The organism is Geomonas propionica, assembly GCF_016458235.1.
Taxonomy (GTDB): Bacteria; Desulfobacterota; Desulfuromonadia; order Geobacterales; family Geobacteraceae; genus Geomonas; species Geomonas propionica.
In genome coordinates this window covers 169,899-195,056 of the sequence record NZ_JAEMHK010000001.1, presented here as the reverse complement: position 1 = coordinate 195,056, position 25,158 = coordinate 169,899, and the positions used below count along the sequence as shown (strand labels likewise).

The window sequence follows — 25,158 nt, the reverse complement described above, 5'->3', positions numbered from 1 at the left end:
AACCATGGTTGCCTCGGACGGCCCCGAGGCTGTAGCGCTGTTTCGTGAGCATGCCGACGAGATCGGGGTGGTGATCATGGACCTCTCCATGCCCCAGATGGACGGCATGACCGCCGCCGAGCATCTGCGCAGTATCCGGCCCGATGTGCGCATCGTCCTCTCCAGCGGTTTCAGCGCGGCGGAAGAGGCGAGGCGCCTGTCCGGACACCAGGGCGCGCAGTTCATCCAGAAACCGTACGACCTGGTGTCACTGAAACAGGTGCTGGGCCAGGTCGACCCTGACCCGTCATCTTGAACCTCACATCACCTGTGTCCCGCCCTCACTTGAGCTGAGGGTGGGGTGTCTCATCGGAACCGGCGGGGAGCAGCGGGTAGGAAAGCCTGGGTTGCCTGCCGGTCAACGTCTTCAGAAAAGCCACCGTGTCCGCTACTTCGCCCTCCTTCAGCTTCACCCCCAGTTGAGCAGAACCCATAACCGTAACCGCTTCCTGTAGTTTCCAGACCTTTCCGGAATGGAAATAGGGCTGTGTTACGGCAACGTTGCGCAGCGAAGGGGCCTTGAAGACGTAGCGGTCGCTTTCGGTGTTGGTGACCATGAAACGGCCGGTATCGCCGGCGGGGCGGATTTCGGTAGTTGGGGTCTCCCTGACGCCGAAGGGGTAGTAGTCTGCGCCTCCCACGTTGGTGCCGGCATGGCACGGGGCGCACCCCTTGTCCATGAAGATGCGCAGCCCCCGTTTCTCTTTAGCGTTAAGGGCCGCGGCGTCACCCTTCAGGAAACGGTCAAACGGGGAGTTCGGGGTGAGCAGGGTCGCCTCGAAGACCTCGATGGCTTTTGCCATATTGTCGAAAGTGATGGGGTCGGTGGCCCCGGGGAAGGCAGCCTTGAACAGCGGCGCGTAGCCCGGAATGCTTTTCAGTGTCTTCACCACCAGTTCCGGATTGCTGTTCATCTCCACCGCTGCCTGCACCGGCCCCTTGGCCTGGGTCTGCAGGTCCTTGGCGCGGCCGTCCCAGAACTGCGCCGCGTCGAACACGGCGTTGAAGACGGTGGGGGAGTTGCGCGGCCCCTTCTGCCAGCCATGCCCGGTCGAGGTTTCCTGGAGGTCGGCCCCGGCCAATCCGACGTTGTGGCAGGTGTTACAGCTGATGAGTTGCGAGGAGGAAAGTCGGGGATCGAAAAACAGTTTCGCGCCCAGTTCAAGCTTTGCAGCAGTGGCGGGATTCCCCTTGAGAGATGGGGCCTTGGTTGGGATCGGCTTGAACAACTTGTTGGCGCGCGACATCAGGTCATCCGCAGCGTATGCGGACAGGCAGAGACTGAGGCAGAGCGGCACTAACAGCGACAAAAGTATCCTTTTCATGTGGCCTCCTCGTTACTGGTAGAGTGGCAAACTATAAAAAGGTACTTTGGGAATGGTTGTTGTCAACTCCCGGGTGCCCTCATCCATTTCTCTGAGGAGAGGGAAGAATGGATATAAGAAAAGGGGGCCTTGCGGCCCCCCTTCTGGTTCACGTCTTTTGCGCCGTAATCAGCGCTTCAGGTACTGGTCGATGGCGGCTGCGGCGCGCTTGCCGTCGCCCATGGCCAGAATGACGGTCGCGCCGCCCCTGACGATGTCGCCGCCGGCGAAGACGCCGGGGATGCTGGTCTGCCCTTCGTCGTCCGCCACGACGTTGCCCCACTTGTTCAGCTTGAGGTCCGGAGCGGTGGCGGTCAAGAGCGGGTTGGCGTTGGTGCCCACCGCGTTGATCACGATCCCTGCCGGGATGTCGAACTCCGACCCGGCGATCGCCTGAGGACGGCGGCGCCCGGACTCATCCGCCGGCCCCAGCTCCATCTTCTGGCAGCGCAGCGCCTGGACCCAGCCGTTCTCGGTGCCGACGATGGCGAGGGGGGCGGTCAGCATGACGAACTCGACCCCTTCCTCCTTGGCGTGCTTGATCTCCTCGACCCTGGCGGGCATCTCGGCCTCGCCGCGGCGGTAGATGATCATGGCGCGCTTGGCGCCCAGCCTGCGCGCGGTCCTGACGCAGTCCATGGCGGTGTTGCCGCCGCCGATGACGGCGACCTCGTCGCGCTGCAGGATCGGCGTTGCGCTGTCCTCCCTGCGCCCGGCCTCCATCAGGTTGACGCGGGTGAGGAACTCGTTGGCGGCATAGACCCCTTTCAGGTTTTCGCCCGGAATGTTGAGCATGGTCGGCAGACCTGCGCCGTTGGCGATGAAGACGGCGTCGAAGTCCTCGGTCAGTTCGGCGACGGTCAGGGTCTTGCCGATGATGACGTTGCACTCGATGGTGACGCCCAGGTCGGCGAGAACGGCAACCTCGCGGTCGATGATCTCCTTGGGGAGACGGAACTCGGGGATCCCGTAGCGGAGCACGCCGCCGGTGTCGTGCAGCGCCTCGAAGATGGTTACCTGGTGCCCCATCCGTGCCAGCTCGCCGGCAGCGGTGAGACCGGCGGGGCCGCAGCCGACCACGGCCACGGTTTTGCCGGTTGACGCGGGCTTCGCTTCTTTGAGCAGGCGATCCGGGTGCAGCATGGCCCAGTCGGCCACGTAGCGCTCCAAGTAGCCGATGGCCACCGCGTCGCCTTTTTTCCCGCGCACGCAGAGCGCCTCGCACTGGGTTTCCTGAGGGCAGACCCTGCCGCAGACCGCAGGAAGGGCGTTGTCGCCGCGCAGGATCTGGGCGGCCTTCGGGAGGTCGTCACAGGCCAGCGCGTCGATGAACTCGGGGATGGAAACGCCGACCGGGCAGCCGGCCACGCAGTTCCTGGTTTTGCACTGCAGGCAGCGCTGCGCCTCGGAAAGCGCCTGATCCGCGGAGAGCCCCAGGTTCACTTCCTCGAAATTGGTGCTCCGCTCGTCCGCCGGCAGCTCCGGCATGTGGACCCTATCTATAGCCATCCTCTCTTTGGGGGACAGGTTGTTGCTCACTTTGCTACCTCCTTAGCCAATTTGCAGCCCTCGGCCGCGTGCGCCTCTTCCTTGCGATAGCTGGTGAGGCGATCGGAGAGACCGTCGAAGTCCACCAGGTGCGCGTCGAACTCGGGACCGTCCACGCAGGCGAACTTGGTCTCCGTGCCCACCTGGACGCGGCAGCCGCCGCACATCCCGGTGCCGTCGATCATGATCGGGTTAAGGCTCACGATGGTCTCGATACCAGGCTCACGAGTCAGGTTGGCCACCGCCTTCATCATGGGCACCGGGCCCACGGCGAAGACCGCCTGCGGCGCGCGGGCCGGATCCGCGATCATTTCGGAAAGGGGACCGGTGACGAAGCCCTTGTAGCCCAGGCTGCCGTCCTCGGTGGTGATCAGCAGGTTTTTGGAAAGCGCGCCCAGTTCGTCGGCCAGTATGACGTAGCGCTCGGAGCGTCCGCCGATGATGGTGGTGATCTCGTTGCCGGCTTCGGCCAGCGCCTTCACCAGCGGGAAGAGCACGGCCGTGCCGACGCCCCCCCCGACACAGGCGACCCGCCCCCAGTTGGTGATATGGGTTTCCTTGCCCAAAGGGCCTGCGACGTCGCGGATGAAGCTGCCGACGGGCGTCTCCACGATCTTGCGCGTCGAGGCGCCGATGGCCTGGATGAACAGGGTGATGGTTCCGGCGGCCGGATCCGCGTCGCCGATGGTCAGCGGGATCCGTTCTTCGCCCTGTGCCAGCCGGACCATGACGAACTGTCCCGCCTTCCTGGCCTTGGCGATCCGGGGCGCGACCAACACCATCTTGTGGAGGTTTTCCGCGAGAATCTCGTTGCTTACAACTTCGAACATTGGGTCACCTTCTTGGAGAGAGAGTGTGTTGCAGCTGTTTTAGCGTAGTGAATACGATATCAGCTGCGGGGGAAAAAGCGCAAGGAAGTATACGGAAAGGTTGGGGTAATGAACAATTGACAATGGAAAATTGACAATGGTCGGGGTGAGGGCTGAGGGGGACTGGCTCCGTCAGGTGCCAGTCCCCTTACTGCGTGGATGAAGGCTGAGCTGAAAGGACAAAAGCTTTGAAAGCGGTTACGCAAAGTGGGTGAGGAAAGAATCCGCAAAGTACGCAGAGAAAAAGCTTTTGGGGTAACCCCAAAGGGTCTTTCTCTGCGGTCTTCGCGCATTCTCAGCGTTCTTTGCGTAACTGCTTTTACACTTTTACCTTGTACGTTGCGCAGATGATCCCGGCGAAGATGAGGACTATGCCGGCCACGTGGAAGGACTGTAGCCGCTCGCCCAGGAAGGCGACCGCCATGATGGTGCTGAACGCGGGCATCAGGTGCACGAACTGTCCGCCGACGTGGGGGCCGACCACGCGTAGCCCGTGGTTCCACGCGGTGAAGGCGACCACGGAGGCAAGGACACCGACATACAGGATGCTGAGGATGGTGGGGAGGTTCCAGGTCATCAGGTGTCCCTGGGAAATCTCGTAGCCGTAGAACGGGATCAGCAGCACCAGGCCGCACACTGTCATGCAAAACAGGAACACGAACGGGTTCAGCCCCTGCGGGTAGCGCTTGATCGCCACCGAGTAGAGCGCCCACACGATGGCGGCGAGGAGCACCAGCAGGTCCCCGCGGTTAAAGCTGAGAGTGAGGATTCGGGCGGGATTTCCCCGCAGGATGATGGCGGCGACACCGACCAGGGAAAGGGCGATGCCCGCGTGCTGGCGCAGCATGACCCGCTGACCGTAGAAGATGCGGGCGAACATGATGATGAAGATGGGGATGGCCGAATTCACCAGCGCCGCGTTGATGGCGGTGGTGGAGTGCATGGCTGTGTAGATCAGGAAGTTGAAGAGGGTGACGCCGAAGAGCCCGGAGATCCCGACCAGCGGCAGGTTGGCGCGCACGATGGGCCACTGCTCGCGCAGTCGCGGCAGCACCACCGGGAGGAGCACGATAAGCGCCACCACCCAGCGCCAAAAGACAAAGCCGGCAGGAGGGATCACGTTGTTCATGGCCCGGCTGATCACGAAGTTCCCGGACCAGATCAGGGCGCTGAGGGTTAGGAGAAGGTACGGCATTGCATATCCTGTCACAGAGTAAGGGTGGCGCCAAAGGCGAAAGACTCTCTCATTTTAGGCACTTGTGTCAAGCGAATTGAACAGGGATAAAAGGGATAAAGGCGGATAGAAAACAAAACCCTCCCCCGGAGGGGGAGGGCAGGGGAGGGGGAAATGAAGCCTGTTGAAGCAGCAGCGGGCCTTAGAACTCCTGCGACATCGCCTTCACCTGGCGCGCGGTGAAGACCGGGCCGTCCTTGCAGACATAGACATTGCCCACGTTGCAGCGGCCGCACTTGCCGACGCCGCACTTCATCCGGTTCTCCAGGGTCGTGTAGATGTTGTCATCGGTGAAACCGAGACGCTCGAGCACGGGGAGGGTGAACTTGATCATGATCGGCGGGCCGCACACCAGGGCTATGGTGTTTTCGGCACTGGGCGCCGCTTCTTCCAGTACGGTGGGGACGAAGCCAACCTTGCCGTCGAAATCGGGGCCGGCACCGCCGGGGTCCACGCACTTCACCAGGCGCACGTCGCCGCGTTCCTGCCACTCCTTCAGCTCGTGCTTGTAGACCAGGTCCGCCTCGGAGCGGGCGCCGTAGACGATGGTGATGTCCTTGAACTTGTCGCGCAGGTCGAGGCAGTTCCAGATCACCGTCCTAAGCGGCGGCAGGGCGATGCCTCCCGCGATGAAGACCAAGCTCTTGCCGAAGAATTCCTCGATCGGGAAAGAATTGCCGTAGGGGCCGCGCACGCCGACGGTATCGCCGACCTCCAGCCTTCTCAGCGATTCGGTCACGCGGCCGACGCTCCGGAAGCAGCACTCGATGTACCCCTTGCGTGTCGGTGCCGAGGCGATGCAGAAGGTCGATTCGCCGAAGCCGAAGGAGGAGTACTCGGCGAACTGGCCGGCGCGGAAGCTGAAGTTCTCCCGGACCTGCTCGTCCTGGAACACCAGGCGCAGGGTCCTGACGTCCGGCGTCTCGTCGACGATGGCTTCTATGGTGGCGAGGTTGGGAAGGTAGATGTTGTCGGATTTACACATGGAAATCTCTCCAAAAGGCGAAGGGAACAATCAAAAGCAGTTACGCAAAGGACACGAAGAATCCGCTGAGGACTCAAAGAAAGGCACTATGGTTTAAAACCTGAAGGCGCTTTTGGTTTCATTGCGTTCTTCGCGAATACTCAGCGTTCTTTGCGTAACCTGCTTTTAACCTGGTGTTGGTGTACCTGTCTTTAACCTCTGTTTATTTGCGCCAGGATGTCGGCGATGTCGATGCCGACCGGGCAGGCGCGGATGCAGCGACCGCAGCCGGTGCACAGCGTCTTGCCGAACTTGTCGTCGTAGTACTTGAACTTATGCATGATCCGGTTTCTGTAGCGCTTGTTCTGCACGTCGCGCGGGTTATGGCCGGAAGCGTGGTTGGTGAACTTGGAGAAGCCGCAGGCGTCCCAGTGCTTGCGCCTGACGCCGTCGTCCGTGCTTCCCTCGTCGTTGATGTCGAAGCAGTGGCAGGCCGGGCAGATGAAGGCGCAGGCGCCACAGCCGACGCAGATGTCGGCGATCTTCTCCCAGAGCGGGTCCTCGAAATGCTCTTCCAGCCACTTCTTGATCTTGACCAGGTCGAGCTTTTCGACCGCCTGGTCCACGAACGGCACCGGCTCGGCGCCCGCTCCCTCCGCGAAAAGGTTCAGGTGCGCGGCTACCAGCGCCTCCCCTTTCTCGGTGACAGCCTTGCAGGAGTAGGAGCCGTCCTTGAGCGGGGTCAGGAACAGGTCGCTTCCCGCTTCGGCGTCCGGTGCGAGGCCTACGGCCCGGCAGAAGCAGGCGTCGTCGCCCTTGGTACAGGCGATCCCGACGATGGTGCTCTTTCTGCGGCGCTCCAGGTAGAACTCGTCCTTGTAGTCCCAGGACATCACCGCATCAAGGATGGCGGGGGAGCCGGCATCGCAGGGGGGCGGGCCGATCAGGACCGTCTCCGGAAACTTGGAACGATCGACGTCGGCCACCTTCATCGCGCCGTTTTCCCGCTTGTAGGAGAGGATGTCCTCGCAGATCGGGAAGAAGAGCTCCTTGGAGGAGCGGCGCGGCAGCGCGTCGAGGGTGAGGTCCGATCCCGCCGTCAGCGGTTCGTAGAGCACCACCGATCCCGACAGCTTCGGGCCCACCACGAGTTTGGCTTCCTTGACCAGGAGGTCGATCAGACTGCGAAGGTTCTGTTCCGTAATGATCTGCGGCATAGGTTTTCTCTTTCATAGCGCCCGTTACCGGGCTGCCGTGGTGGTGTCAGCTCCTCCCCCCGGAGGGGGGAGGCTGGGAGGGGGGGCGCTAACGGTGAAAAGCCCCCTCCCTGTCCCTCCCCCTCCGGGGGAGGGGACCTTGTTCCTACTTAATAAACGACTGGTCGTCGTTTTCCTTGTACTCGTTCAGCGGCCCCTTCTCCACCGGAGTCAGGCCGGCCTCGAAGTCATAGAGCTCCTTCAGTTCCTGGGCCATGCGGCGATTCAAGAGGTTCAGCGGGATGTCCATCGGGCAGACGCGCTCGCACTCGGCACAGCCGCCGCAACGCCCTGCGAGGTGCATGGCGCGCACGAGATGCCAGGCCATGTTGCCCGCGGGGCGCGGCGAGCTTTCCACCGCCTGGGGGCGGTTCTTGTCGCACAGGCACTGTTCGCAATAGCAGAAGGGGCAGACCTGGCGGCAGGCCATGCAGCGGATGCAGCGCGAGAAATGCTCCTTCCAGAAGGCCCAACGCTCCGCCTGCGGCATCGCCTCGATGCGGGCCATTTCCTCCGCCTCCTCCGGCGTCAGGTCGGCAAGTTCGGTGTGGGTTCCGGCGGCGACGTCGGAACCTTCCGGCATATGCACCGTGCACTCGCGGCACTTGCGGGCGATGTTCGCCTCGGTCAGGGTTCCGGTCCGCTCGACACCGAAGCCGTACACGCCGGGACAGACCACGCCGATGATGAACAGGTCTTCGCGCTGGAGCTGCGATTCCGTCATCAGCCCGGCCAGGGCGCGCATGTCGCACCCCTTGGCGACGATGCCGACCTTGCCCTGCTTCAGTACCCCTTTCTTGGCCTTGGTGAGGTAGACCGAGAGGTTGTTGACGCAGGCGGGTGAGAAGATCAGCTTTTCCGCCTCTTCCACCGTGGTGACCAGCGCGGGGCTGGCGGTCCCTTTGCGGCGGCCGGGGAGGTAGCCGACCACGCCGACTACGGTCTCATCCTTCAGGATCTGAACCGCTTCCTTGCGGATAGCCTCGGTTATCGCTTGGTAGTAGGCCGGTTCGATGCTGGTCACCTGGTTCTTGTTTGCTTTAGCGTTCATGTCGTTTTCCGTGTGAAGGATTGTAGGGGCGAATAATCATTCGCCCGCCTTTGTCGCATCATCGCCCTGACCGAAATTGCGATGGCCGGGGCACCGGCGGCTGGGCGAATAATTATTCGCCCCTACAGCGCCCGATGATCTGGCATTACCCGATGCTGTCGTACGCCTCTTTCAACTCCGGCGAATTGAGCACGGTGGACTTGTCCACCGAAGCCCCGGCGAAGGTGGACCACTGTTCCTCGTGCTCGAGTTCCTTGAACTCCGGCATCGGCCCCATGGTGCGCACCCGCTCGGTCAGCTCGGTCACCACGTCGACCCACTTGCCACCCTCGGCCGCGGAAACCCAGGAAAACTGGAGCCGGTTCAGGTCGACCCCGACGAAGCTCAGCAGGGCACGGAAGGCGGCGAAGCGGCGCCGGGCGTGGAAGTTCCCGGCCATGTAGTGGCAGTCGCCTGGATGGCACCCCGACACCAGCACCCCGTCCGCACCTTTCTGGAAGGCGCGCAGGATGAACACCGGGTCGATCCTCCCCGTGCAGGGGAACTTGAGCACCCGGACGTTGGACGGGTACTGCATCCTGCTGGTCCCCGCGAGGTCCGCCCCCGCGTAGGTGCACCAGGTGCAGACGAAGGCGACAATCTTCGGTTCAAAGTCATGCTTGATGTGTTCAGCGTGCATGAAAAGTCCTTTTAAAAACTGGGTCAGAAGCTCAACACAGAGGTCTCAGAGGATCGCAGAGGTCACGCAGAAAATCAAAGATCAGGTTTTTGATTTTCTCCTGGTTCCGCTTTCCTCTGTGCCCTCCGTGGGCCTCAGTGTACTCTGTGGTAATGCTTTGGGGTTTTGATTTTAAAGCGCCTCTATCATCGCCATGATCTGCTCGTCGGTGTAGCCGTCGAGTTCGATGGACTTGGACGGGCAGGTGGCCTGGCAGGTGCCGCAACCGCCGCAGACACCCGGGTTCACGTAGGCGACCTTCTTCACCAGGTTCCCCTGGCGATCCCGGATTTCCTTCTCCTCGATAGCCCCGTAAGCGCAGACCTTCTTGCAGGCGAAACAGCCGACGCAGTATTTCTCGTTCACCTTGGCGACTACCGGATCGCGCTCCAGCTTGTCCTTGGCAAACAGGGTCATCACCTTGGCGGCCGCGGCGGACGCCTGGCTCACCGTGTCGGGAATATCCTTGGGCCCTTGGCAGGCGCCGGCGAGATAGATCCCGGCGGTGGCGCATTCGACCGGCTTCAGCTTGGCGTGCGCCTCGGAGTAGAAGTTGTACTTGTCATAGGATATGCCGAGCTTCTGGGCCAAGAGATCCGCGCCATCCTGGGGCTGCACCGCAGTGGCGAGCACCACGAGATCGGCCTCGATCTCTACCTGGGTGCCAACCTGGATGTCGCTCCCCATCACCACGATCTTGTCGCCGCGCTGGTACATGCGCGACACCATCCCCCTGATGTAGACCGCTTCCTCTTCCTCAACCGCCCGGCGCCAGAACTCGTCGTACCCCTTGCCCGGGGTCCTTGCGTCCATGAAGAAGACGTAGGCCTGTCCGTCGTGCACCTTGTGGTGGTAGAGCATGGTGTGCTTGGCGGTGTACATGCAGCAGACTTTGGAGCAGTAGGAGATCCCCTTCTCCCTGGCGCGCGAACCGACGCACTGGATGAAGACCACCTGCTTGGGCTCTTTGCCGTCCGAGGGACGCAGGATCTTGCCGCCGGTCGGGCCGGAGGCGGAGGCGAGACGCTCGAACGTCATGCCGTCGATGATGTCGGGGATGGTGCCGTAGCCGAATTCGCCGTACCCCTGGATCGGGCTCCCTTCCGGTTTCCTGTCGATGGTGTAGAGCTTGAACCCGGTGGCGACCACGATGGCGCCGACGTCCTCGACGGTAAAGGTATCTTTCTGCTCATAGTCCACCGCCCCGGGGCCGCAAACCTTGGCGCAGACGCCGCACTTGCCGCTTTGGAACATGGTGCAGTTCTCGCGGTCGATCACCGGGGTGTTGGGGACCGCCTGCGGGAAGGGGACGTAGATAGCGGGGCGCATGCCGTGCCCCTGGTCGAACTCGTTGGGGATCTTCTTTTTCGGGCACTTGGTCATGCAGACGCCGCAGCCGGTGCACTTGGACTCGTCCACCGAGCGCGCCTTGTGCTTCACGGTCACCTGGAAGTTGCCGATGTACCCCTCGACCTTCTCGATCTCCGAGTAGGTGTACAGAGTGATGTTCGGGTGGTTGGCCACGTCGACCATCTTCGGGGTCATGATGCACTGGGAGCAGTCGAGTGTCGGGAAGGTTTCGGAAAGCTGGGCCATGTGGCCGCCGATGGATGGATCGCGCTCCACCATTATCACATGGTGGCCGGCGTCCGCGACGTCGAGCGCCGCCTGGATCCCGGCGATGCCGCCGCCGATGACCAGCGCGCGCTTGGTGACCGGAACGGTGATCGGTGCCAGCGACTTGCCTTTCCTGACCCGCTCCACCATGAGCTTCACGATGTCCTTGGCCTTGGCGGTCGCCATGTCCCGGTCCTCGTGGACCCAGGAACAGTGCTCGCGGATGTTGGCCATCTCGCACAGGTACGGGTTCAGCCCGGCGGCTTCGGCCGCCTTGCGGAAGGTCTTTTCGTGCATGCGCGGGCTGCACGCCGCCACCAGCACGCCGTCAAGCTTGTGTTCGGCGACCGCCTTCTTCAGCAAGGTCTGCCCCGGGTCGGAACACATGTACTTGTAATCGCAGGAATAGGCTACCCCGGGGATCTCCCCGGCGGCCTTCGCCACCTGCTCCACATCCACCGTGCGGGAGATATTCTCACCGCAGTGGCACACAAAAACGCCGATTCTGGACATAAGCTCCTCAATCCATGCGCTGCCGCCCGCGGGCTACAGCAGCTGTTTATCTCTCAACAGCGGTTTCGGGTCGGTGATGACGCTCTCGAAACCGAGGCTCCCCGATGCCACACCCATGGCGAGCGCCGCCAACTGGGTGACGTAGAAGATGGGGAGGTCACGCTGGTCGGGGGCGCTGCCGCCGTGCAGTTCGGAACCGAAGATATTGCCGAACAGGGTGGAATCGGGAGCGCCGTAGGCATCCTTGATCTCCTTCTGGCGGATGTCCAGGTTGCCGTGGCACAAGGGGCAGGCGACCATGATGCAGTCCGCGCCCGCGAACCTCGCCGATTCCAGGATGGCGTTGGAGAGTTTGAGCACCACGCCCGGACGGGACAGGGTGAAGTTCGCGCCGCAGCATTCCATGCGGTGGCTCCACTTGACCGGCTCGGCCCCCAGCGCGCGCAGGAGGTCCTCCATGATGCTCGGATCCTCGCAGTCGTCCAGCTCCGGCACTTCCGGCGGGCGGGTCAGCAGGCAGCCGTAGTAAGCAGCGACCTTGAGCCCCAAAAGCGGCTTCTTCACGCTTTCCTCGAGCTTGGCCAATCCGTACTCGCGGGCCAGGATCTCCAGGATGTGCTTCACCGGCTTGTTCAGCGCCGCCGGGCCGTCGATGGCGACCTCGACCTGCTTTCTCTTGCTGTCGTCCTCTTTCAGGTGGTGCTGTGTGGTCTTCAGGCGCGAGAAGCAGGCGGCGCAGGCGACGGCCAGGTCTCCCTCGACCTCTTCGGCTAGGGAGAGGTTCTTGGCGCAAAGCGACAGCGACAGCAGTTCATCCACGTTGTGGGCCGGGGTGGCGCCACAGCAGAACCAATCGGGTACTTCCTTCAGCCCCACGTTGAGCGCCTTGAACAGCGCCCGGGTGGAGATATCGTATTCGCGCCCGGAGGCGTGCAGCGAGCACCCCGGGTAATAGGAATAACTAAGACGTTTCTTGCCAGGTGTCACAGCGCCTCCCCTTTCTTGCGCATCTCCTCGATCCGCTTGAAGATCCCTTCGATCTCCGCGATGTTCTTGTTCTTGGAATGGAACATCTTCAGCTTCCCTTTGGAGATCAGCTTCGGTCCGAGCATGAGGTCCTTCAGGAACTGCCCGCTCTTCATGTTGAAGGCGGCGCCCAGGCGCAGCTCATACTGGCGGCCGTAGGTGCGGATGTTCTCGATGAAGAGCCGGTTGGCGAGCTGCACGTAGCTCTCTTTCGAGGGGCCGTCGGCATCCCAGGAGAGTTTTCTGAGCGCATCCATGATCGCAGCGAGATCGACCTTGTTGGGGCAGCGGGTGGTGCAGGTCTCGCAGGAAGCGCAGTACCAGATGGAGCGCCCCGCCAGGATGCGCTGGCCCTGCCCCAACTGCAGCAGGCGCACCACCCGGTTGGGGGGATGCTCCATGAAGGTGGACATGGGGCAGCCGGCGGAGCATTTGCCGCACTGGAAGCAGCGCCGCACCGAACTGCCGGAGAGTGCCTCCACCTTCTTCACGAACCCGATGTTCATGGTCTCGTTGGAGAGGTGCATCAACTTGTTTTTCACTGCGGACCTCGTGACTGGTTCATGGTCGGCGACCATTTTGTTAATAAACAGTTCGAAATCATACGCCCAAGGAAAGCGAAAGAGCAAGCCCTTTGTATCGGCTGGACGTCATGCTGGAGAACGTTGTTTTATAATAGTGAAATTTTCTGTCATACAAAAATTGGAGTGGACTATACGCCATTTTAAAACAAAAAAGCAAGCAATTGTTTTTAATGGAACTGTCTGAAAATGAAAGGTTTTTGTCCGAAAATGCCGAAAAATGAGTTTTTGCGGCCCTTCGCGGAGCAGGAAATTTGTGCCAAAAAGTGAAATTTTAGAACAACCGTCCTCTCGGGTTCGCTTGAGCCGGAAGTGCTTGAAGTAGCGCGGTTAGTGGTTAGAAAATTCCGATGCGAGGAAAATTTGGCTGCACAGCCGTTTGATGAGGTCAAAAGCAGGTGTTTACATCTTTATAAAACAAGGAAGCTAAATCATTGGAATCGGATAATACTTTGACAGAAAAACTGAAATGTAATAATACTACCGGGGCGTTATCCGTGAGGTGAGCCATCGGCGAATTGAGAAGATTATACAGCTACATGCGCACTCGCCGGGGGGCTTACCTGCTGGGGGCCCTGCTGCTGGTGGGGACCAACCTGTGCGGGCTTGCCATCCCGTGGCTTTTGAAATTGGCCATCGAGGCGCTGCAGACTCCCGCCAAGGCAGGGTACACCCCCGCCCAGTACGGCGCCATGATCGCCGCAGCCGCCGTGGCACAAGGGATCATTCGCGTCTTTTCCCGCACCACCCTCCTCAACGCCGGCCGTCGCATCGAGTACGAGCTGCGCGAAGACCTCTACGCCAATCTGCTCACCCTTGACCGCACCTACTTTGCCAGCTGGCGTACCGGCGACATCCTCTCCCGACTTGCCAACGATCTCAGCAACGTCCGGATGCTGCTCGGTTTCGGCGTCTTGAGCCTGCTCAACACCGTAGTTATCTACACCGCCTCGTTGATCCTGCTGACCCGGATCTCCCCGTTTCTCACCCTGTGTGCCGTGCTCCCGTTCCCGGTCATGATCCTGATCGTGAAGCAGATGAGCGCCTCCATGTTCCGCATATCAAAGCGGACCCAGGAGGCGCTGGCGCGTCTCACCACCCGGGTCGAGGAGAACGTTTCCGCTGCGGCCGTGGTGCGGGCTTATTGCCGGGAGGACGGTGAGATCGAAAGCTTCGGCGCCGTGTGCGACAGCTACAGCGACGCCAGCATGGCAATGGCCAAGATCCGCGGCCTGATGCTGCCGGTGATGGCGGCGACCGGCGCCATCGGCACCCTCGTTATTCTCTTCGTCGGCGGCAACCAAGTGATCCGGGGCGAGCTTACCTTGGGCGGCTTTGTCGCCTTCAACGGCTACCTTGCCATGCTGGTCTGGCCCACCATCATGTTCGGCTGGATATTGAACCTGTTGCAGCGGGGAGCGGCGTCCATGACACGCCTGGGCGAGATACTAAACGCCTGCCCCCAGGTGGTGGAACCGGAGCAGCCAGTCGACCCCGGCGAGATCAAGGGGGAGATCGAGTACCGCAACTTCAGCTTCAGCTACGGCAGCGCCGAGATGCTGCGCGGCATCGACCTGAAGATCCCCAAAGGGGCCCGCATCGGCATTGTCGGCGTGGTGGGAAGCGGCAAGTCCACCCTAGTGCGCATGATTCCGCGGCTCTTCCCGGTTGCCGAGGGGACGCTGTTCATCGACGGCATCGATCTGAACCGGCTCCCGCTCAAGCGGGTCCGGGAGGCAGTCGGCTTCGTGCCCCAGGAGACCTTCCTCTTTTCCCGCACCATCGCTGAAAACATCGGCTACGGCAAGCCGGGGGCGACACGTGACGAGATAGAGCGTGCCGCCAAGATTGCGGGGCTTTCCGGCGATCTGACCCGGTTCCCACAGGGCCTGGACACGCTGGTGGGAGAGCGGGGGGTGACCCTGTCGGGGGGGCAGAAGCAGCGCGTCTCCATCGCGCGGGCCTTAATCAAGGAGCCGAGCATACTGATACTGGACGATCCCCTTTCCGCCGTCGATGCCGATACCGAGGAGGAGATTCTCTCCGCGCTCTCCGGCTACTACGGCAAAAGGACCGTGCTGATCGTGTCGCACCGGCTCTCGCCCTTGCGCAACTGCGACCGGATCATTGTGCTGGAGCAGGGGAGCATCGTCGAACAGGGGAGCCACGCCGAGCTCCTGGAACTGGCCGGCCGCTACGCGGCGATCCACAGGGAAGAACAGCTCAAAGCCGAAATCGAGAGGCTTTAACGACCAAATTTGTAACGCAAAGACGCAAAGGCGCTAAGAGAACCTTAAATCTGGAGTAAAGGCTTTTGGGGCTTTGAGTTTTCACGTCCCCAATGCTTTTCTTTGCGCCTTTGCGGCTTTGCGTTAAATAATGAGCTTTTCGGTTTTAAGGGAGCAGCATGCACTTTGGCGGTATATACGAGGATGAAACGGTAGGTAAGATGTACGATCGCCGCCTGATGGGGCGCTTCTTCGCTTACGTCCTCCCCTATCGCCGCATGCTGGTCACGGCACTCATGGTGCTCCCCCTGATCGCCGCCTCCAAACTCGCCCAGCCCTGGATCATCAAGGTCGCCATCGACGAGCACATCGTGAAGGGGCGCATGGAGGGACTTCCCGCCCTTGCCGCGGCCTTCCTGGCCATCATCTTCGCCGAATCCATCCTCATGTTTGCCCAGGTCTACCTGCTGCAGTGGGTGGGGCAGCGGGTCATGTACGACATAAGGGTCCGCCTCTTCAGCCATATCCAGCGCCTCTCCACCCGCTTCTTCGACCAGACGCCGGTGGGAAGCCTGGTCTCCCGGCTTACCAGCGATATCGAGGTCCTAGGCGAGATGTTCGCCGCGGGAATAGTGACGGTGGTCGGCGACATCCTGGTGCTGGCGGGTATCGTCGGCATCATGCTTTATATGAACGTGCAGCTCTCGCTGGTCACCTTCTCGGTGCTGCCGGTGCTGATCTGGGTCGCCTTCGCGTTCCGCAAGTGGATGCGACTCGCCTTCCGTCAGGTACGCGCGCGCCAGGCCAACCTCTCCGCCTTTCTCGCCGAGAGCATCGGCGGCATGGCGGTGGTGCAGCTCTTCAACCGCGAACGGGATGAGGCGGCGGAATTCCGCAGGCTAAACGCCTCCTACATCGAGGCCAACCTCCCCGTCATCACCTGGGACGCGGCGCTCTACGCGGTGGTGGAATCCCTGTCCTCGGTCGCCGTGGCGCTGATCATCTGGTATGGTGGCGGCGAGATCGTCAAGGGGACGCTCTCCTTCGGATCGCTGGTCGCCTTCATTCAGTACATAGAGAAGTTCTTCTCCCCGATCCGCGACCTGTCCGCCAAGTACTCAGTGATGCAGGGAGCGATGGCCTCGCTGGAGCGGATCTTCGCGTTGCTGGACAACCAGGACCGCGAGCCCGGCGCGCTACCGGCGACTGATAAACCGGCCGGAGCAGCGCCCGCCTGCGGGGGCGCTCCGGGGCACGCACTCCAGAGCATCTGCTTCAACGACATCTGGTTTGCCTACAAGGAACGCGATTACGTGCTCAAAGGATTCTCCCTGCAGATGAAGCGCGGCGAGAAAGTGGCGCTGGTGGGGGAGACCGGCGGCGGTAAGACCACGGTGACCAGGCTCCTGTCCCGGCTCTACGACGTAGAACGCGGCTCCATTACCATCGACGGCACCGACATCCGTGAGCTGCAGCTCCCGGCGCTGCGCAAGCGCATCGGCGTCGTGCTGCAGGATCCTTATCTCTTCTCCGGCACCATCGCCTACAACATTTCGCTGGGCGACCCTGAGGCGTTGAAAAGGGTCGAGCAGGCGGCGGCCGTGGTTGGGGCCGATCGTTTCATCCGGGAACTGCCCAAGGGATACGAGGAGGAAGTGCGCGAGCGCGGGGTGAACTTCTCGGCGGGCGAGCGTCAGCTGATCTCCTTTGCCCGTGCGGTGGCCTTTGATCCGGAAATCCTGGTGTTGGACGAGGCGACGGCCAGCGTGGACACAGCCAGCGAGCGGCTGATCCAGCAGGGACTAGAAGGGCTGATGCAGGGGCGCACCACGCTGGTGGTCGCCCATCGGCTTTCCACCATCCGCGACGCCGACCGCATCGTCGTCATCCACCGGGGCGAGAAGGCGGAAGAGGGGACCCACGCCGAGCTCATGGCCGCACAGGGTGTCTATTACCGGCTTTACCAGCTGCAGTTCAAGGATTAGTCCTTAGTCACCTGATCTGTACGGGCGAATAACCTGATCTGTAGGGGCGAATAATTATTCGCCCGGGCGCCGGTGCCCCGACCTCCGCTGCTTGGCGACAGAGGTTATGACGCGATCAAGGGGGGCGAATGATTATTCGCCCCTACAGGTGGTCCGCTTCAATTCGCGAATCCGGAAAGACCGATTGACCTTTGATTCAAAAATTGAGATATAGGAAAGAATTTTTTCACGGAGCGCCACCATGAAGCATCTCATTCTCGGCACCGCCGGACACATAGATCATGGCAAGACCTCGCTGGTGAAGGCGTTGACCGGCATGGATACGGACCGTCTCAAAGAGGAGAAGGCTCGCGGCATCACCATCGAGCTCGGCTTCGCCCACCTGGAACTCCCGGGAGACCTCCGCTTCGGCATCGTCGACGTGCCAGGCCACGAGCGCTTCGTGCGCACCATGGTGGCCGGCGTGGGCGGTATGGACCTGGTGCTCCTGGTGATCGCTGCGGATGAGGGAATCATGCCCCAAACCCGCGAGCACCTGGAGATCTGCCAGTTGCTGGGGGTAAAGCGCGGCATCGTCGTGCTCACCAAGAAGGACATGGTGGAACCGGACTGGCTCGACCTGGTCACCGAGGAGGTGCGCGACTACCTCGCGGAAAGCTTTCTCGCCGCCGCTCCCATCGTTGCGGTTTCCTCCCGCACCGGCGACGGCATCGACAACCTGAAAACCGAACTCACCAAGATGGCGAAGGAGATCGAGCAGAAGCGGGTCGATTCGCCCTTCCGGCTCCCGGTAGACCGCGTCTTCACCGTGACCGGCTTCGGCACCGTGGTCACCGGCACCCTCCTCTCGGGTGCCGTCACCGTCGGCGACGAGGTCGAGATCCTTCCCTCCGGCATTGCCTGCCGCGTGCGCGGCGTGCAGTCCTTCGGCTCCAAGGTGGAGAAAGGTGGCGCTGGCGAAAGGCTTGCGGTCAACCTCCAGGGGGTGGATCATACCGACGTGCAGCGCGGCGACGTGGTGGTGCCCAAGGGGCTCTATAAGCCGACCAGCGCCGTCGATGTGCGGCTCAACTATCTCGCCTCCATGGGGAAGGAGCTTAAGCACCGCGCCGGCGTCCGCCTGCACTCCGCCACCTACGAGGTTCCCGCCAAAATCATCCTCTTCGACCGTGACACGCTGCAGCCTGGCGAGAGTGCCTACGTGCAGCTCCGTCTCGACCACCCGGTATTGCTCTTGCCGGGCGACCCCTTCGTGTTGCGCACCTATTCGCCACAGGCCACTCTTGGTGGCGGGACCGTTCTGGACCCCGCTCCGCCGCGGCGGCGCCGCCGGTCCGCGGAGGCGCTCGCGCTTTTGGAGGCCGTCGAATCCGGCGTGGACCAGGAGCGCATCAGGCTGTTGGTCGAGTCGTCGCTGCTTTCGGGCATTTCCATCCAGGAGATGGTGAACCGCTCCGGCATGTCGGGTAAGCGGATCGAGGGAGCCCTGGCCCCGCTGCTATCGAGCGGTGCGGTGTTGCAGGTGGTCAAGGAGCCGCGCATCTTCCTCAGCAAGGACGCCTTTGCCCAGTTGAAGCAAAAGCTTTCCGAGGAGTTGCACGAGTACCTCCAGGAAAACCCGATGCAGGAAGGTATCGGTAAGGAAGAGTTGAAGTCCCGGATTCCGAAGCGCAGCGACGCGCGTTTCTTCGGCCCGGTGCTGGCGAGCCTGGAAAAGGACGGCTTGGCGCTGTCCGACAGGGAGCTGGTGAAGCTTCCGGGCCGCAAGGTCGGCGTCACCCAGGACCAGGCGAGCGTGCAGCGCGCCCTCGAGGAGGCGCTCACCAAGGCCTGGTTCGAGCCCCCCACCCTGAAGGAGCTCTGCGACTTGGTCGGCGCGACCGAGAAGCAGGTGCTCGATCACGCCAACATGATGTTCCGCGAGGGGAGGGTGGCCAAGATCAAGGGGGACATCTTCTATGCTCCCGGCGCCGTCAACGAGCTGCGTGACAAGCTGGTGGCGCATCTGAAGGAAAAGGGGGAGATCACCCCGCCGGAGTTCCGGGAGATCACCGGCCTCTCCAGGAAGTTCATGATCCCACTCCTGGAATACTTCGACCAGGAGAAGCTCACCATCCGGATGGGGGATAAGAGGGTGTTGAGGAAAGGATAGGGACGGAAAAGCGTTACCACAGAGGACACGAAGGTTCACAGAGGGCACAGAGGACAGACAGGTTTTACCCTGTGGTCCTCTGTGCCCTCTGTGGTTAATGCTTTGCTGTTACCAGATGTAATCCCTGGCGATGTCGCGCTTGTCCCGCCCGTAGAGGATGTGGAAAGCGCGCAGCTTCTTGAGGGCGACGGGGGAGAGGCTCCCGAGCGGCAGGTAGACGATCCGCTTCCCCAGCCGCGCGGCGTGCTGCTTCAGGAAACTGCGCGGCGGCTTGGCGGCGGCATACACCACATCCTTCTCCAAAGAATAATCGAGCGCTGCCATCAGCAGGAGCTCCGATTTACTCACTGCGTACCGGTAGTCCGGGTCGTGCCAGACATCCAGCATGCGCCGTGGCGGATAGCTCAACAGGAACCCGCCGTACTCGCAGCGCGAAATCCCGGGGCCAACGATGTTGTCGGTGGGCGGGGTGGCGTAGAAGGCCATGTCGGACTCCTGCGCGTGCTCGCCGAGCCACGTCATGCAGTACGGGTATTTCGTCCCCTCCTTGTCCTCGTCGAGGATCACCACCACGCACCCCACGCCGCTCTTCAGCCGCTTGTTCTCCCGGACGTAAATCTTTCCTTCGTGCACGTTGCGCAGCGTCTCGCGCATGTCGATCCCGTCCAGGAGCGACGAACTGAACGGCTCGGACTTGCTGGCCTCTTCGCTCAACTGCCGGGCCCCGATCCGCTTCAGGTTGCGTCCGTACTCCTCGATGTTCAGGTCCTCCGGCGGAAAGGAGCAGATGTAGGGATCGTCGAACCCTTCCAGCCAGTCCCCGGGCCGCTTTTCCTTCTTCCGGTTCATCATCTTGAGTCGCGACAGCCCCTTGGCGCGCACCTGCTCGCGCGGACGGAACCGGATCCGCTTGGTGGCGGACCAGAGTTCGGCGGCGGAGAGGCGCAGGGTGGGGATGTCGGCGGTCTCGCGCTGCCAGGGGTAATGGGCGGCGAGCCGGAAGAAGGCGTAGGCGAAGTTGTCGTCCAGGCAGCCGCGCGCGGCCGCTAACATTTGGAACAGGTCCGGGAGCAGCATGCGCGACAACAGCGCGTAGTTACGGGCGAAGCGGAAGAAAGCGCGCTTCTGCCAGAAGTGCACCTTGTCACCGGTTTCCTGCCGGTAGTGCCGCGCCGCTTCCAGGAACAGCCGCAGCATGATCTTCTGCCGGTCCGGCAGTTCCCCCTCCGGCCCGATGCGGTGCGCGCTCCTCTGCACCGATTCGGCCAGCGCCTCCTCCTCGGGGATATTCTGCTTCCCTCCCAGGATCAGCTCGAAAGCGTTGAAGCTCTTTCGCAGCGAAGGGCCACCCGGTGCGGGTTCCGGTGTTAGGGGAGAGCGCCTGGTCTCGTAGAGGGCGGAGAGGAAGGGATATTCGGCCAAGACCTCGTGGCAGCATTCCGGGTGCAGGTTGAAGATGGTGATCCCCTCGCGGTGGGTGCGGGTCAGGGGCTGGGCCTGCGGTGCCTCAAAATCCTGCCGGATCCGCTCCAGGTGCGCCATGCCGCAGATGAAGAGGACGCGCTCGTGCTGGGCGGAAAGCTGCCGCAAGCGGTACGCCATGCCGCGCTCCCGGCGCAGGTCCTCCTCGCCGGGCGGGATCTCCCGGTACAGCTTGGCGACCTCGCGGTAGAACGGCTCCAGGCCGATGCGCTGCACCGAGTAGGAGTCGGGGAGTTGTTCCGGGTGGGAAGGATAGGAGTCCAGGTCGATATCGACCAGGTGCAGCGGAACGTCGTTGTCGAGAGCAAGACGCGCTCCCTCGATGAGGGGGTCGGCCGGCTCGATGATCAGGAACACGGATTGAGCGGCGACGTGGTAGGCGAGCACCGAGATCTCGGGCAGCCGCCGCACACCGCGTAGGAACTGCTGTTCCAGCGTCTGCGGGAGCTCCAGCGCGATGCAGTCCGGCTTCACCGTCTCGAACGCCTCCCGCACCAGGTGGGCGAACTCCATCCGGTAATGCAGGATCGGGAGGGCGTGAACGTTGCCGAAATGTTCCAGGTAGAGTTGGTCGGTCATAAGAACCGCTACTTCAGATACCGCAGTGCTTCCTCGCCGAGGATTCGCTCCACCGCGAGCGGCAGCAATTCGCGCGGGTCCTTCTCGGTCGCGGTCATCATCTTGAGGGCGTAGCGGGCGATGTTGATGCCGTCGCGCACCGAGTACGGCTCGTCGGCCGCGTGGCCGCGCTGCAGGAACTGCACGACATAGTTGAGAATGGAGGTGCTGGCGAAGGGGAGGTTCTCCTTCAGGATGGCCAGTTCCTCCTCCGCCTCGGGGAAGTCGATGAAGAGTTGCGGCTGCAGCCGGGAGTGGATGTACTCCGGCACCTCGAAGGTGGAGGAGTCCTCGTTCATGGTCACCACGATGCGGAAGTCCGGGTGGGCCTGGATCCTGAGGCCGGTGATGATCGATTCGACGTAGCGGCGGTCGTCCAGAAGCGGCGCGAGCGAGGCCCACGCCTTCTCACTCATCCGGTTCCCCTCGTCCAGGATCAGCACGCCCCCGGAGATCATGGCCGAGACCAGGGACGAAGCGGCGTATTGGATGGTCCCTTCCGGGCCGATGACCGGCGTGACGATCAGGTCCTCGGGGCGGGTATCCATGGTGGCCTGGAACAGGTAGACCTTGCGTTCCAGTCTCTTCGCTGCGGCGTAGGCGAGGGTGGTCTTGCCGACGCCGGGTTTGCCGATCAGGCGCGGGTTGAAGGGGATGTCGCGCTCGTCGATCACCATCCAGGCAGCCAGGAGCTGGCGGAGCAGTTCCTCGTCGCCCACCCAGCGCAGGGGGAGCTCGATGGGGTTGGCGAGGGTCAGGTTGATGCCATCCAGGGTTATGCGATCCATAAAAACTCCAGAAAAAAACCAAACCATTGGCCACGGAGAACATCTGAGGACATCTGAGAAAACCTAAACCCAAAGATTTTGTTTTGGTTCTCTCAGACTTTCTCCGAAGTGCTCCGTGGCTAACGGTTTTAGGTTTTAGGTATTCATCTCGTGCCCATACATCATGACCAGCCGGGCGCGGTTCTCGCGGCAGCTTTTGCAGAGTTCACCGGCGTCTTTGAAGAATTCCTCCGCCAGCCACTCCCCCGCCTCTCCGTACAGCGAATCCGGCTCGTTCTCGTCGTACTCGGTCTTGCAGATGCTGCAGATTTTCATGCTTTTACCGTGGTCCTTACCAGGTCCGCCAGGCAGTCCAGGAAGATGGGGTCGGAGTTGAGCGACTCGGTCCTGACAAAACGCTTGATGCCGTGCGCCTTGGCCTCCTCCGCATACTGGATGTCGATCTCGTACAGGGTTTCGATGTGATCGGAGACGAAGGAGAGCGGCACCATCAACACGTTCTTTTTCCCCTCTTTCGCCAGCCGCTGGATGGTGGCCTCGGTGGAGGGCTCCAGCCACTTCACCTTGCTCGCCTTGGACTGGAAGCAGAGCAAATGGCTCGCTTCGCCGACCTGTTCCATCACCAGCCGCACCGTCTCCTGGATGTGCGCGAGATACGGGTCCCCTTCATCGATGAAGGATTGCGGCAGCGAGTGGGCCGAGAAGACGATCTCGACGTCGTTGCGGTCCGGGAAGGCCTGTAGGCCGCGCATCACCTTGCCGGCCAGCGCCTTGATGTAGAGCGGGTGGTTGTAGAAACGGTCGACGTAGATGACCTCGAAGTCGGCTTTCGCCTCCTTCATCACCCGCTGCAGTTCATTGACGCTGGAGCCGGTGGTCGCCTTGGAGTAGTGCGGGTAGAGCGAGAGCGCCACCACGCGCTTGATCCCTTCGCGCTTGATCGCCGCCAGGGCGTCGATGGTGGTGGGGCGGGAGTAGCGCATGGCCACGAAGGAGCGGAAGCGGTCGCCTAAAAGCGCCTGCAGCCCCGCGCCCTGCGCCTCGGTCAGCTCGCGGATCGGGGACTTGCCGCCGATCTGGCGGTAAAACTCGGTGACCTCCGGTGCCCGCTTGTTGACGATGCGCCGGGCGATGAAGGGCTGCAAAAAGGCGGGGCCGATCTTGATGATGTCGCGATCCGTGAACAGGTTCATGAGGAAAGGGTGCACGGCATCGAGAGAATCGGGGCCTCCCATCTGGAGCAGCAGGAGTGCGGTTTTGTCTGACATGGCAACCTCTTGGGCGAGAATAGTGGCCCAAGAAATGTAGCAGAAAACGCGGGGAAGTAGAACCGGTTTAATTCATTGGAGGAAGAAGAGACAAAAACAAATGAAACAGGGATAGAAGGGATAAAAGGGATGAAAGCAAAAGCCGGACAGCTTGACCTGGAAACCTAAGGTTCCAAGGTCTGTGCAGTTATCCCTTTCATCCCCTTTATCCCTGTTAAACGGTTTTACCGGACGCCGGCCTTGGTGAGGTGGGGGGCGTAGCGTTTGTCGGTTCCCTTGATGTGGTTCACCAGCCAGTTCTGCAGGAACTCGATGACGTCGTGGGTGAGCACGGTCTCGCCGGCGTTGAACTTCGCCTGTAACTCGAGCACCTGGCTCACCAGTGCCTTGTGCTGCTGGACGTGCGCGGCTTCCTCGGGATAGGCGAACTTACGGAAGACTTCCTCCTCGGCGGCGAAGTGGCTGCCGGTGTACTCGATCAGGCGCTGAAGGACGGTGCCGATCGCTTCTTTGCTGCGCTTCTGCTGCATTGCCTGCGCCAGCTCATTAATCATGGCGAAAAGCTTCTTGTGCTGTTCGTCAAAGGTGTTGATGGTGGTGGCGAAGCTCTGGTCCCAGACCATGGCGTCGGAGAGCTGGAAGTGGGACACCAGCTCGTGCAGTTCGTCCACCTGCTGCACCAGCTTGCTGGTGGCCGCCTTGGTGTTGCGGGCGCTCTCCACGTTGCTGTTCACCACGGAGGTGATCATCTGGATGTTACCGGTGATCTCGTGGGTGGTGGCGGTCTGTTCTTCGGCGGCGGTGGCGATCTGGGACAGCTGCATGGTCAGGTCGTTGATCATGCTCAGGATCCCGTTCAGCGCCTCGCCCGAGCGGCAGGTCTCCGCGGTTCCCTGGTTCACCTGTTGCACCCCTTCGCTCATGGCGCCGACGGCGTCCCGGGTCTCGCTCTGGATCGACTTGATCATGCTGTCGATCTCCTTGGTGGCGCGGGTGGTCCGCTCGGCCAGGGCGCGTACCTCGTCGGCCACGACCGCGAAGCCGCGGCCGGTTTCCCCGGCGCGGGCCGCCTCGATGGCCGCGTTCAAAGCGAGCAGGTTGGTCTGGTCGGCGATGTCCTCGATGGTGCCGGCGATGGCGCCGATCTGGTCGGATCGCTCGCCGAGTCCCGCTACGGAGGTCGAGGTGGAGGTCACCCGCTGCGCGATGTTCTCCATGAGCCGCGCGCTGTTACTGACGATCTCCGCGCCGGCCGTGGTCTCCGCGGTCGCCTTGTGCGCGTTTTCGGCGGCGTAGATGCAGTTGCGCGCGATGTCGGCGGATGTGGCGGACATTTCCTCGCTGGCGGTTGCGATAGTGGACGCCTGCATGGCGACGTCTTCAGCGGCCGACGCCATGGCGTCGTTGGTGGCGCTCACCAGCGCGACCGAGTCGCGGACCAGGTCGGTGACGGTGAAGAACTGGTGCATGGTCTTGTTCCAGTCCCCCATCATGTTGTTGAAGGCGGTCGCAATGCGCCCGATCTCGCCGCTTGGGATCTTTTCGACGCGTCGGGATAGGGTCCCTTGGGCAGCGGCCTCAATCGCGTCGGCGATCTCCCGCAGGATTCGGGATTCCGAGCGGGCCACGAACCAGCTGGCCAGCCCTGAAATCAAAAAGATGAAGGTTCCGGCCCCCACCATCATGAGGATATTGCCGCAGTTCCCCAAAGCAATGGTAGAGGTGACCGTCGCACAGACAGCAATCAGGTTGATCGTGATAAGGCGGGCACTAAAAGACATGAACGATCTCCTTTTTTGGCTTTTCACACTCAAGGAGATTATCGTCTGCACAAGACTAAAACTTTAAAGGTATCGA

Annotated in this window: 20 protein-coding genes; 4 read left to right on the top strand and 16 right to left on the bottom strand. The window is 61.9% G+C overall.

The window, feature by feature from the left end; translation table 11 throughout:
• The first annotated feature begins 4 nt into the window (after positions 1 to 4).
• Positions 5 to 295: a response regulator gene (locus JFN90_RS00915; protein WP_199393222.1), complete on the top strand. Its 291-nt coding sequence runs from the start codon at positions 5 to 7 to the stop codon at positions 293 to 295.
• A gap of 25 nt (positions 296 to 320) precedes the next feature.
• On the opposite strand, the gene JFN90_RS00910 is transcribed toward JFN90_RS00915, so the two are convergent.
• The 11 genes from JFN90_RS00910 to JFN90_RS00860 form a co-directional block, all read right to left on the bottom strand.
• The gene (locus tag JFN90_RS00910; protein ID WP_199393221.1) at positions 321 to 1,364 is read right to left on the bottom strand and encodes a cytochrome-c peroxidase; all 1,044 of its coding nucleotides are present in this window, start codon (positions 1,362 to 1,364) and stop codon (positions 321 to 323) included.
• Between the two features lie 168 nt (positions 1,365 to 1,532).
• Complete coding sequence (gene gltA, locus JFN90_RS00905; protein ID WP_199393220.1) at positions 1,533 to 2,942, bottom strand: NADPH-dependent glutamate synthase; 1,410 nt, start codon at positions 2,940 to 2,942, stop codon at positions 1,533 to 1,535.
• Positions 2,939 to 3,781, bottom strand: a complete 843-nt coding sequence (locus JFN90_RS00900) for a sulfide/dihydroorotate dehydrogenase-like FAD/NAD-binding protein (RefSeq protein ID WP_199393219.1) — start codon at positions 3,779 to 3,781, stop codon at positions 2,939 to 2,941. Before JFN90_RS00900 ends, gltA begins: the two co-directional genes overlap by 4 nt.
• A gap of 358 nt (positions 3,782 to 4,139) precedes the next feature.
• Positions 4,140 to 5,015: a DMT family transporter gene (locus JFN90_RS00895; RefSeq protein WP_199393218.1), complete on the bottom strand. Its 876-nt coding sequence runs from the start codon at positions 5,013 to 5,015 to the stop codon at positions 4,140 to 4,142.
• A gap of 181 nt (positions 5,016 to 5,196) precedes the next feature.
• Complete coding sequence (locus tag JFN90_RS00890) at positions 5,197 to 6,039, bottom strand: FAD/NAD(P)-binding protein (protein ID WP_199393217.1); 843 nt, start codon at positions 6,037 to 6,039, stop codon at positions 5,197 to 5,199.
• Positions 6,040 to 6,230: 191 nt separating this feature from the next.
• Positions 6,231 to 7,235 carry a 4Fe-4S dicluster domain-containing protein gene (locus JFN90_RS00885; protein WP_199393216.1) on the bottom strand — a complete coding sequence of 335 codons (1,005 nt, stop codon included), beginning with the start codon at positions 7,233 to 7,235 and terminating at the stop codon, positions 6,231 to 6,233.
• Positions 7,236 to 7,380: 145 nt separating this feature from the next.
• A complete protein-coding gene (locus JFN90_RS00880; protein ID WP_199393215.1) occupies positions 7,381 to 8,325 on the bottom strand; it encodes a 4Fe-4S dicluster domain-containing protein in 945 nt (314 codons plus the stop codon).
• Positions 8,326 to 8,470: 145 nt separating this feature from the next.
• Positions 8,471 to 9,004 (bottom strand): hydrogenase iron-sulfur subunit, encoded by a 534-nt coding sequence (locus tag JFN90_RS00875; RefSeq protein WP_199393214.1) that lies wholly within the window; start codon positions 9,002 to 9,004, stop codon positions 8,471 to 8,473.
• A gap of 171 nt (positions 9,005 to 9,175) precedes the next feature.
• Positions 9,176 to 11,173 (bottom strand): CoB--CoM heterodisulfide reductase iron-sulfur subunit A family protein, encoded by a 1,998-nt coding sequence (locus JFN90_RS00870; protein WP_199393213.1) that lies wholly within the window; start codon positions 11,171 to 11,173, stop codon positions 9,176 to 9,178.
• A 33-nt stretch (positions 11,174 to 11,206) separates the two neighbouring features.
• On the bottom strand, positions 11,207 to 12,160 hold the full coding sequence (locus JFN90_RS00865) for a CoB--CoM heterodisulfide reductase iron-sulfur subunit B family protein (RefSeq protein WP_199393212.1): 954 nt from the start codon (positions 12,158 to 12,160) through the stop codon (positions 11,207 to 11,209).
• Positions 12,157 to 12,741 (bottom strand): 4Fe-4S dicluster domain-containing protein, encoded by a 585-nt coding sequence (locus JFN90_RS00860; protein WP_183344161.1) that lies wholly within the window; start codon positions 12,739 to 12,741, stop codon positions 12,157 to 12,159. The genes JFN90_RS00865 and JFN90_RS00860 overlap by 4 nt, the downstream gene beginning before the upstream one ends.
• 578 nt (positions 12,742 to 13,319) lie before the next feature.
• Between JFN90_RS00860 and JFN90_RS00855 the strand changes: the two genes are divergently transcribed.
• The 3 genes from JFN90_RS00855 to selB all read left to right on the top strand — a co-directional run bounded on the left by JFN90_RS00855 (position 13,320) and on the right by selB (position 19,145).
• Positions 13,320 to 15,029 (top strand): ABC transporter ATP-binding protein, encoded by a 1,710-nt coding sequence (locus tag JFN90_RS00855; RefSeq protein ID WP_199393211.1) that lies wholly within the window; start codon positions 13,320 to 13,322, stop codon positions 15,027 to 15,029.
• A gap of 158 nt (positions 15,030 to 15,187) precedes the next feature.
• The gene (locus tag JFN90_RS00850) at positions 15,188 to 16,993 is read left to right on the top strand and encodes an ABC transporter ATP-binding protein (RefSeq protein ID WP_199393210.1); all 1,806 of its coding nucleotides are present in this window, start codon (positions 15,188 to 15,190) and stop codon (positions 16,991 to 16,993) included.
• Positions 16,994 to 17,234: 241 nt separating this feature from the next.
• On the top strand, positions 17,235 to 19,145 hold the full coding sequence (gene selB / locus JFN90_RS00845; RefSeq protein WP_199393209.1) for a selenocysteine-specific translation elongation factor: 1,911 nt from the start codon (positions 17,235 to 17,237) through the stop codon (positions 19,143 to 19,145).
• Positions 19,146 to 19,253: 108 nt separating this feature from the next.
• Here selB and JFN90_RS00840 read toward each other — a convergent pair whose 3' ends face one another.
• The 5 genes from JFN90_RS00840 to JFN90_RS00820 form a co-directional block, all read right to left on the bottom strand.
• The gene (locus JFN90_RS00840; RefSeq protein WP_199393208.1) at positions 19,254 to 21,206 is read right to left on the bottom strand and encodes a TraB/GumN family protein; all 1,953 of its coding nucleotides are present in this window, start codon (positions 21,204 to 21,206) and stop codon (positions 19,254 to 19,256) included.
• An 8-nt stretch (positions 21,207 to 21,214) separates the two neighbouring features.
• Positions 21,215 to 22,033 (bottom strand): AAA family ATPase, encoded by an 819-nt coding sequence (locus JFN90_RS00835; RefSeq protein WP_199393207.1) that lies wholly within the window; start codon positions 22,031 to 22,033, stop codon positions 21,215 to 21,217.
• 135 nt (positions 22,034 to 22,168) lie between these two features.
• Positions 22,169 to 22,348 (bottom strand): hypothetical protein, encoded by a 180-nt coding sequence (locus JFN90_RS00830; RefSeq protein WP_199393206.1) that lies wholly within the window; start codon positions 22,346 to 22,348, stop codon positions 22,169 to 22,171.
• Complete coding sequence (gene hemH / locus JFN90_RS00825; RefSeq protein ID WP_199393205.1) at positions 22,345 to 23,301, bottom strand: ferrochelatase; 957 nt, start codon at positions 23,299 to 23,301, stop codon at positions 22,345 to 22,347. The genes JFN90_RS00830 and hemH overlap by 4 nt, the downstream gene beginning before the upstream one ends.
• A gap of 224 nt (positions 23,302 to 23,525) precedes the next feature.
• Positions 23,526 to 25,082 carry a bacteriohemerythrin gene (locus JFN90_RS00820; RefSeq protein ID WP_199393204.1) on the bottom strand — a complete coding sequence of 519 codons (1,557 nt, stop codon included), beginning with the start codon at positions 25,080 to 25,082 and terminating at the stop codon, positions 23,526 to 23,528.
• Between the last annotated feature and the right edge of the window lie 76 nt (positions 25,083 to 25,158).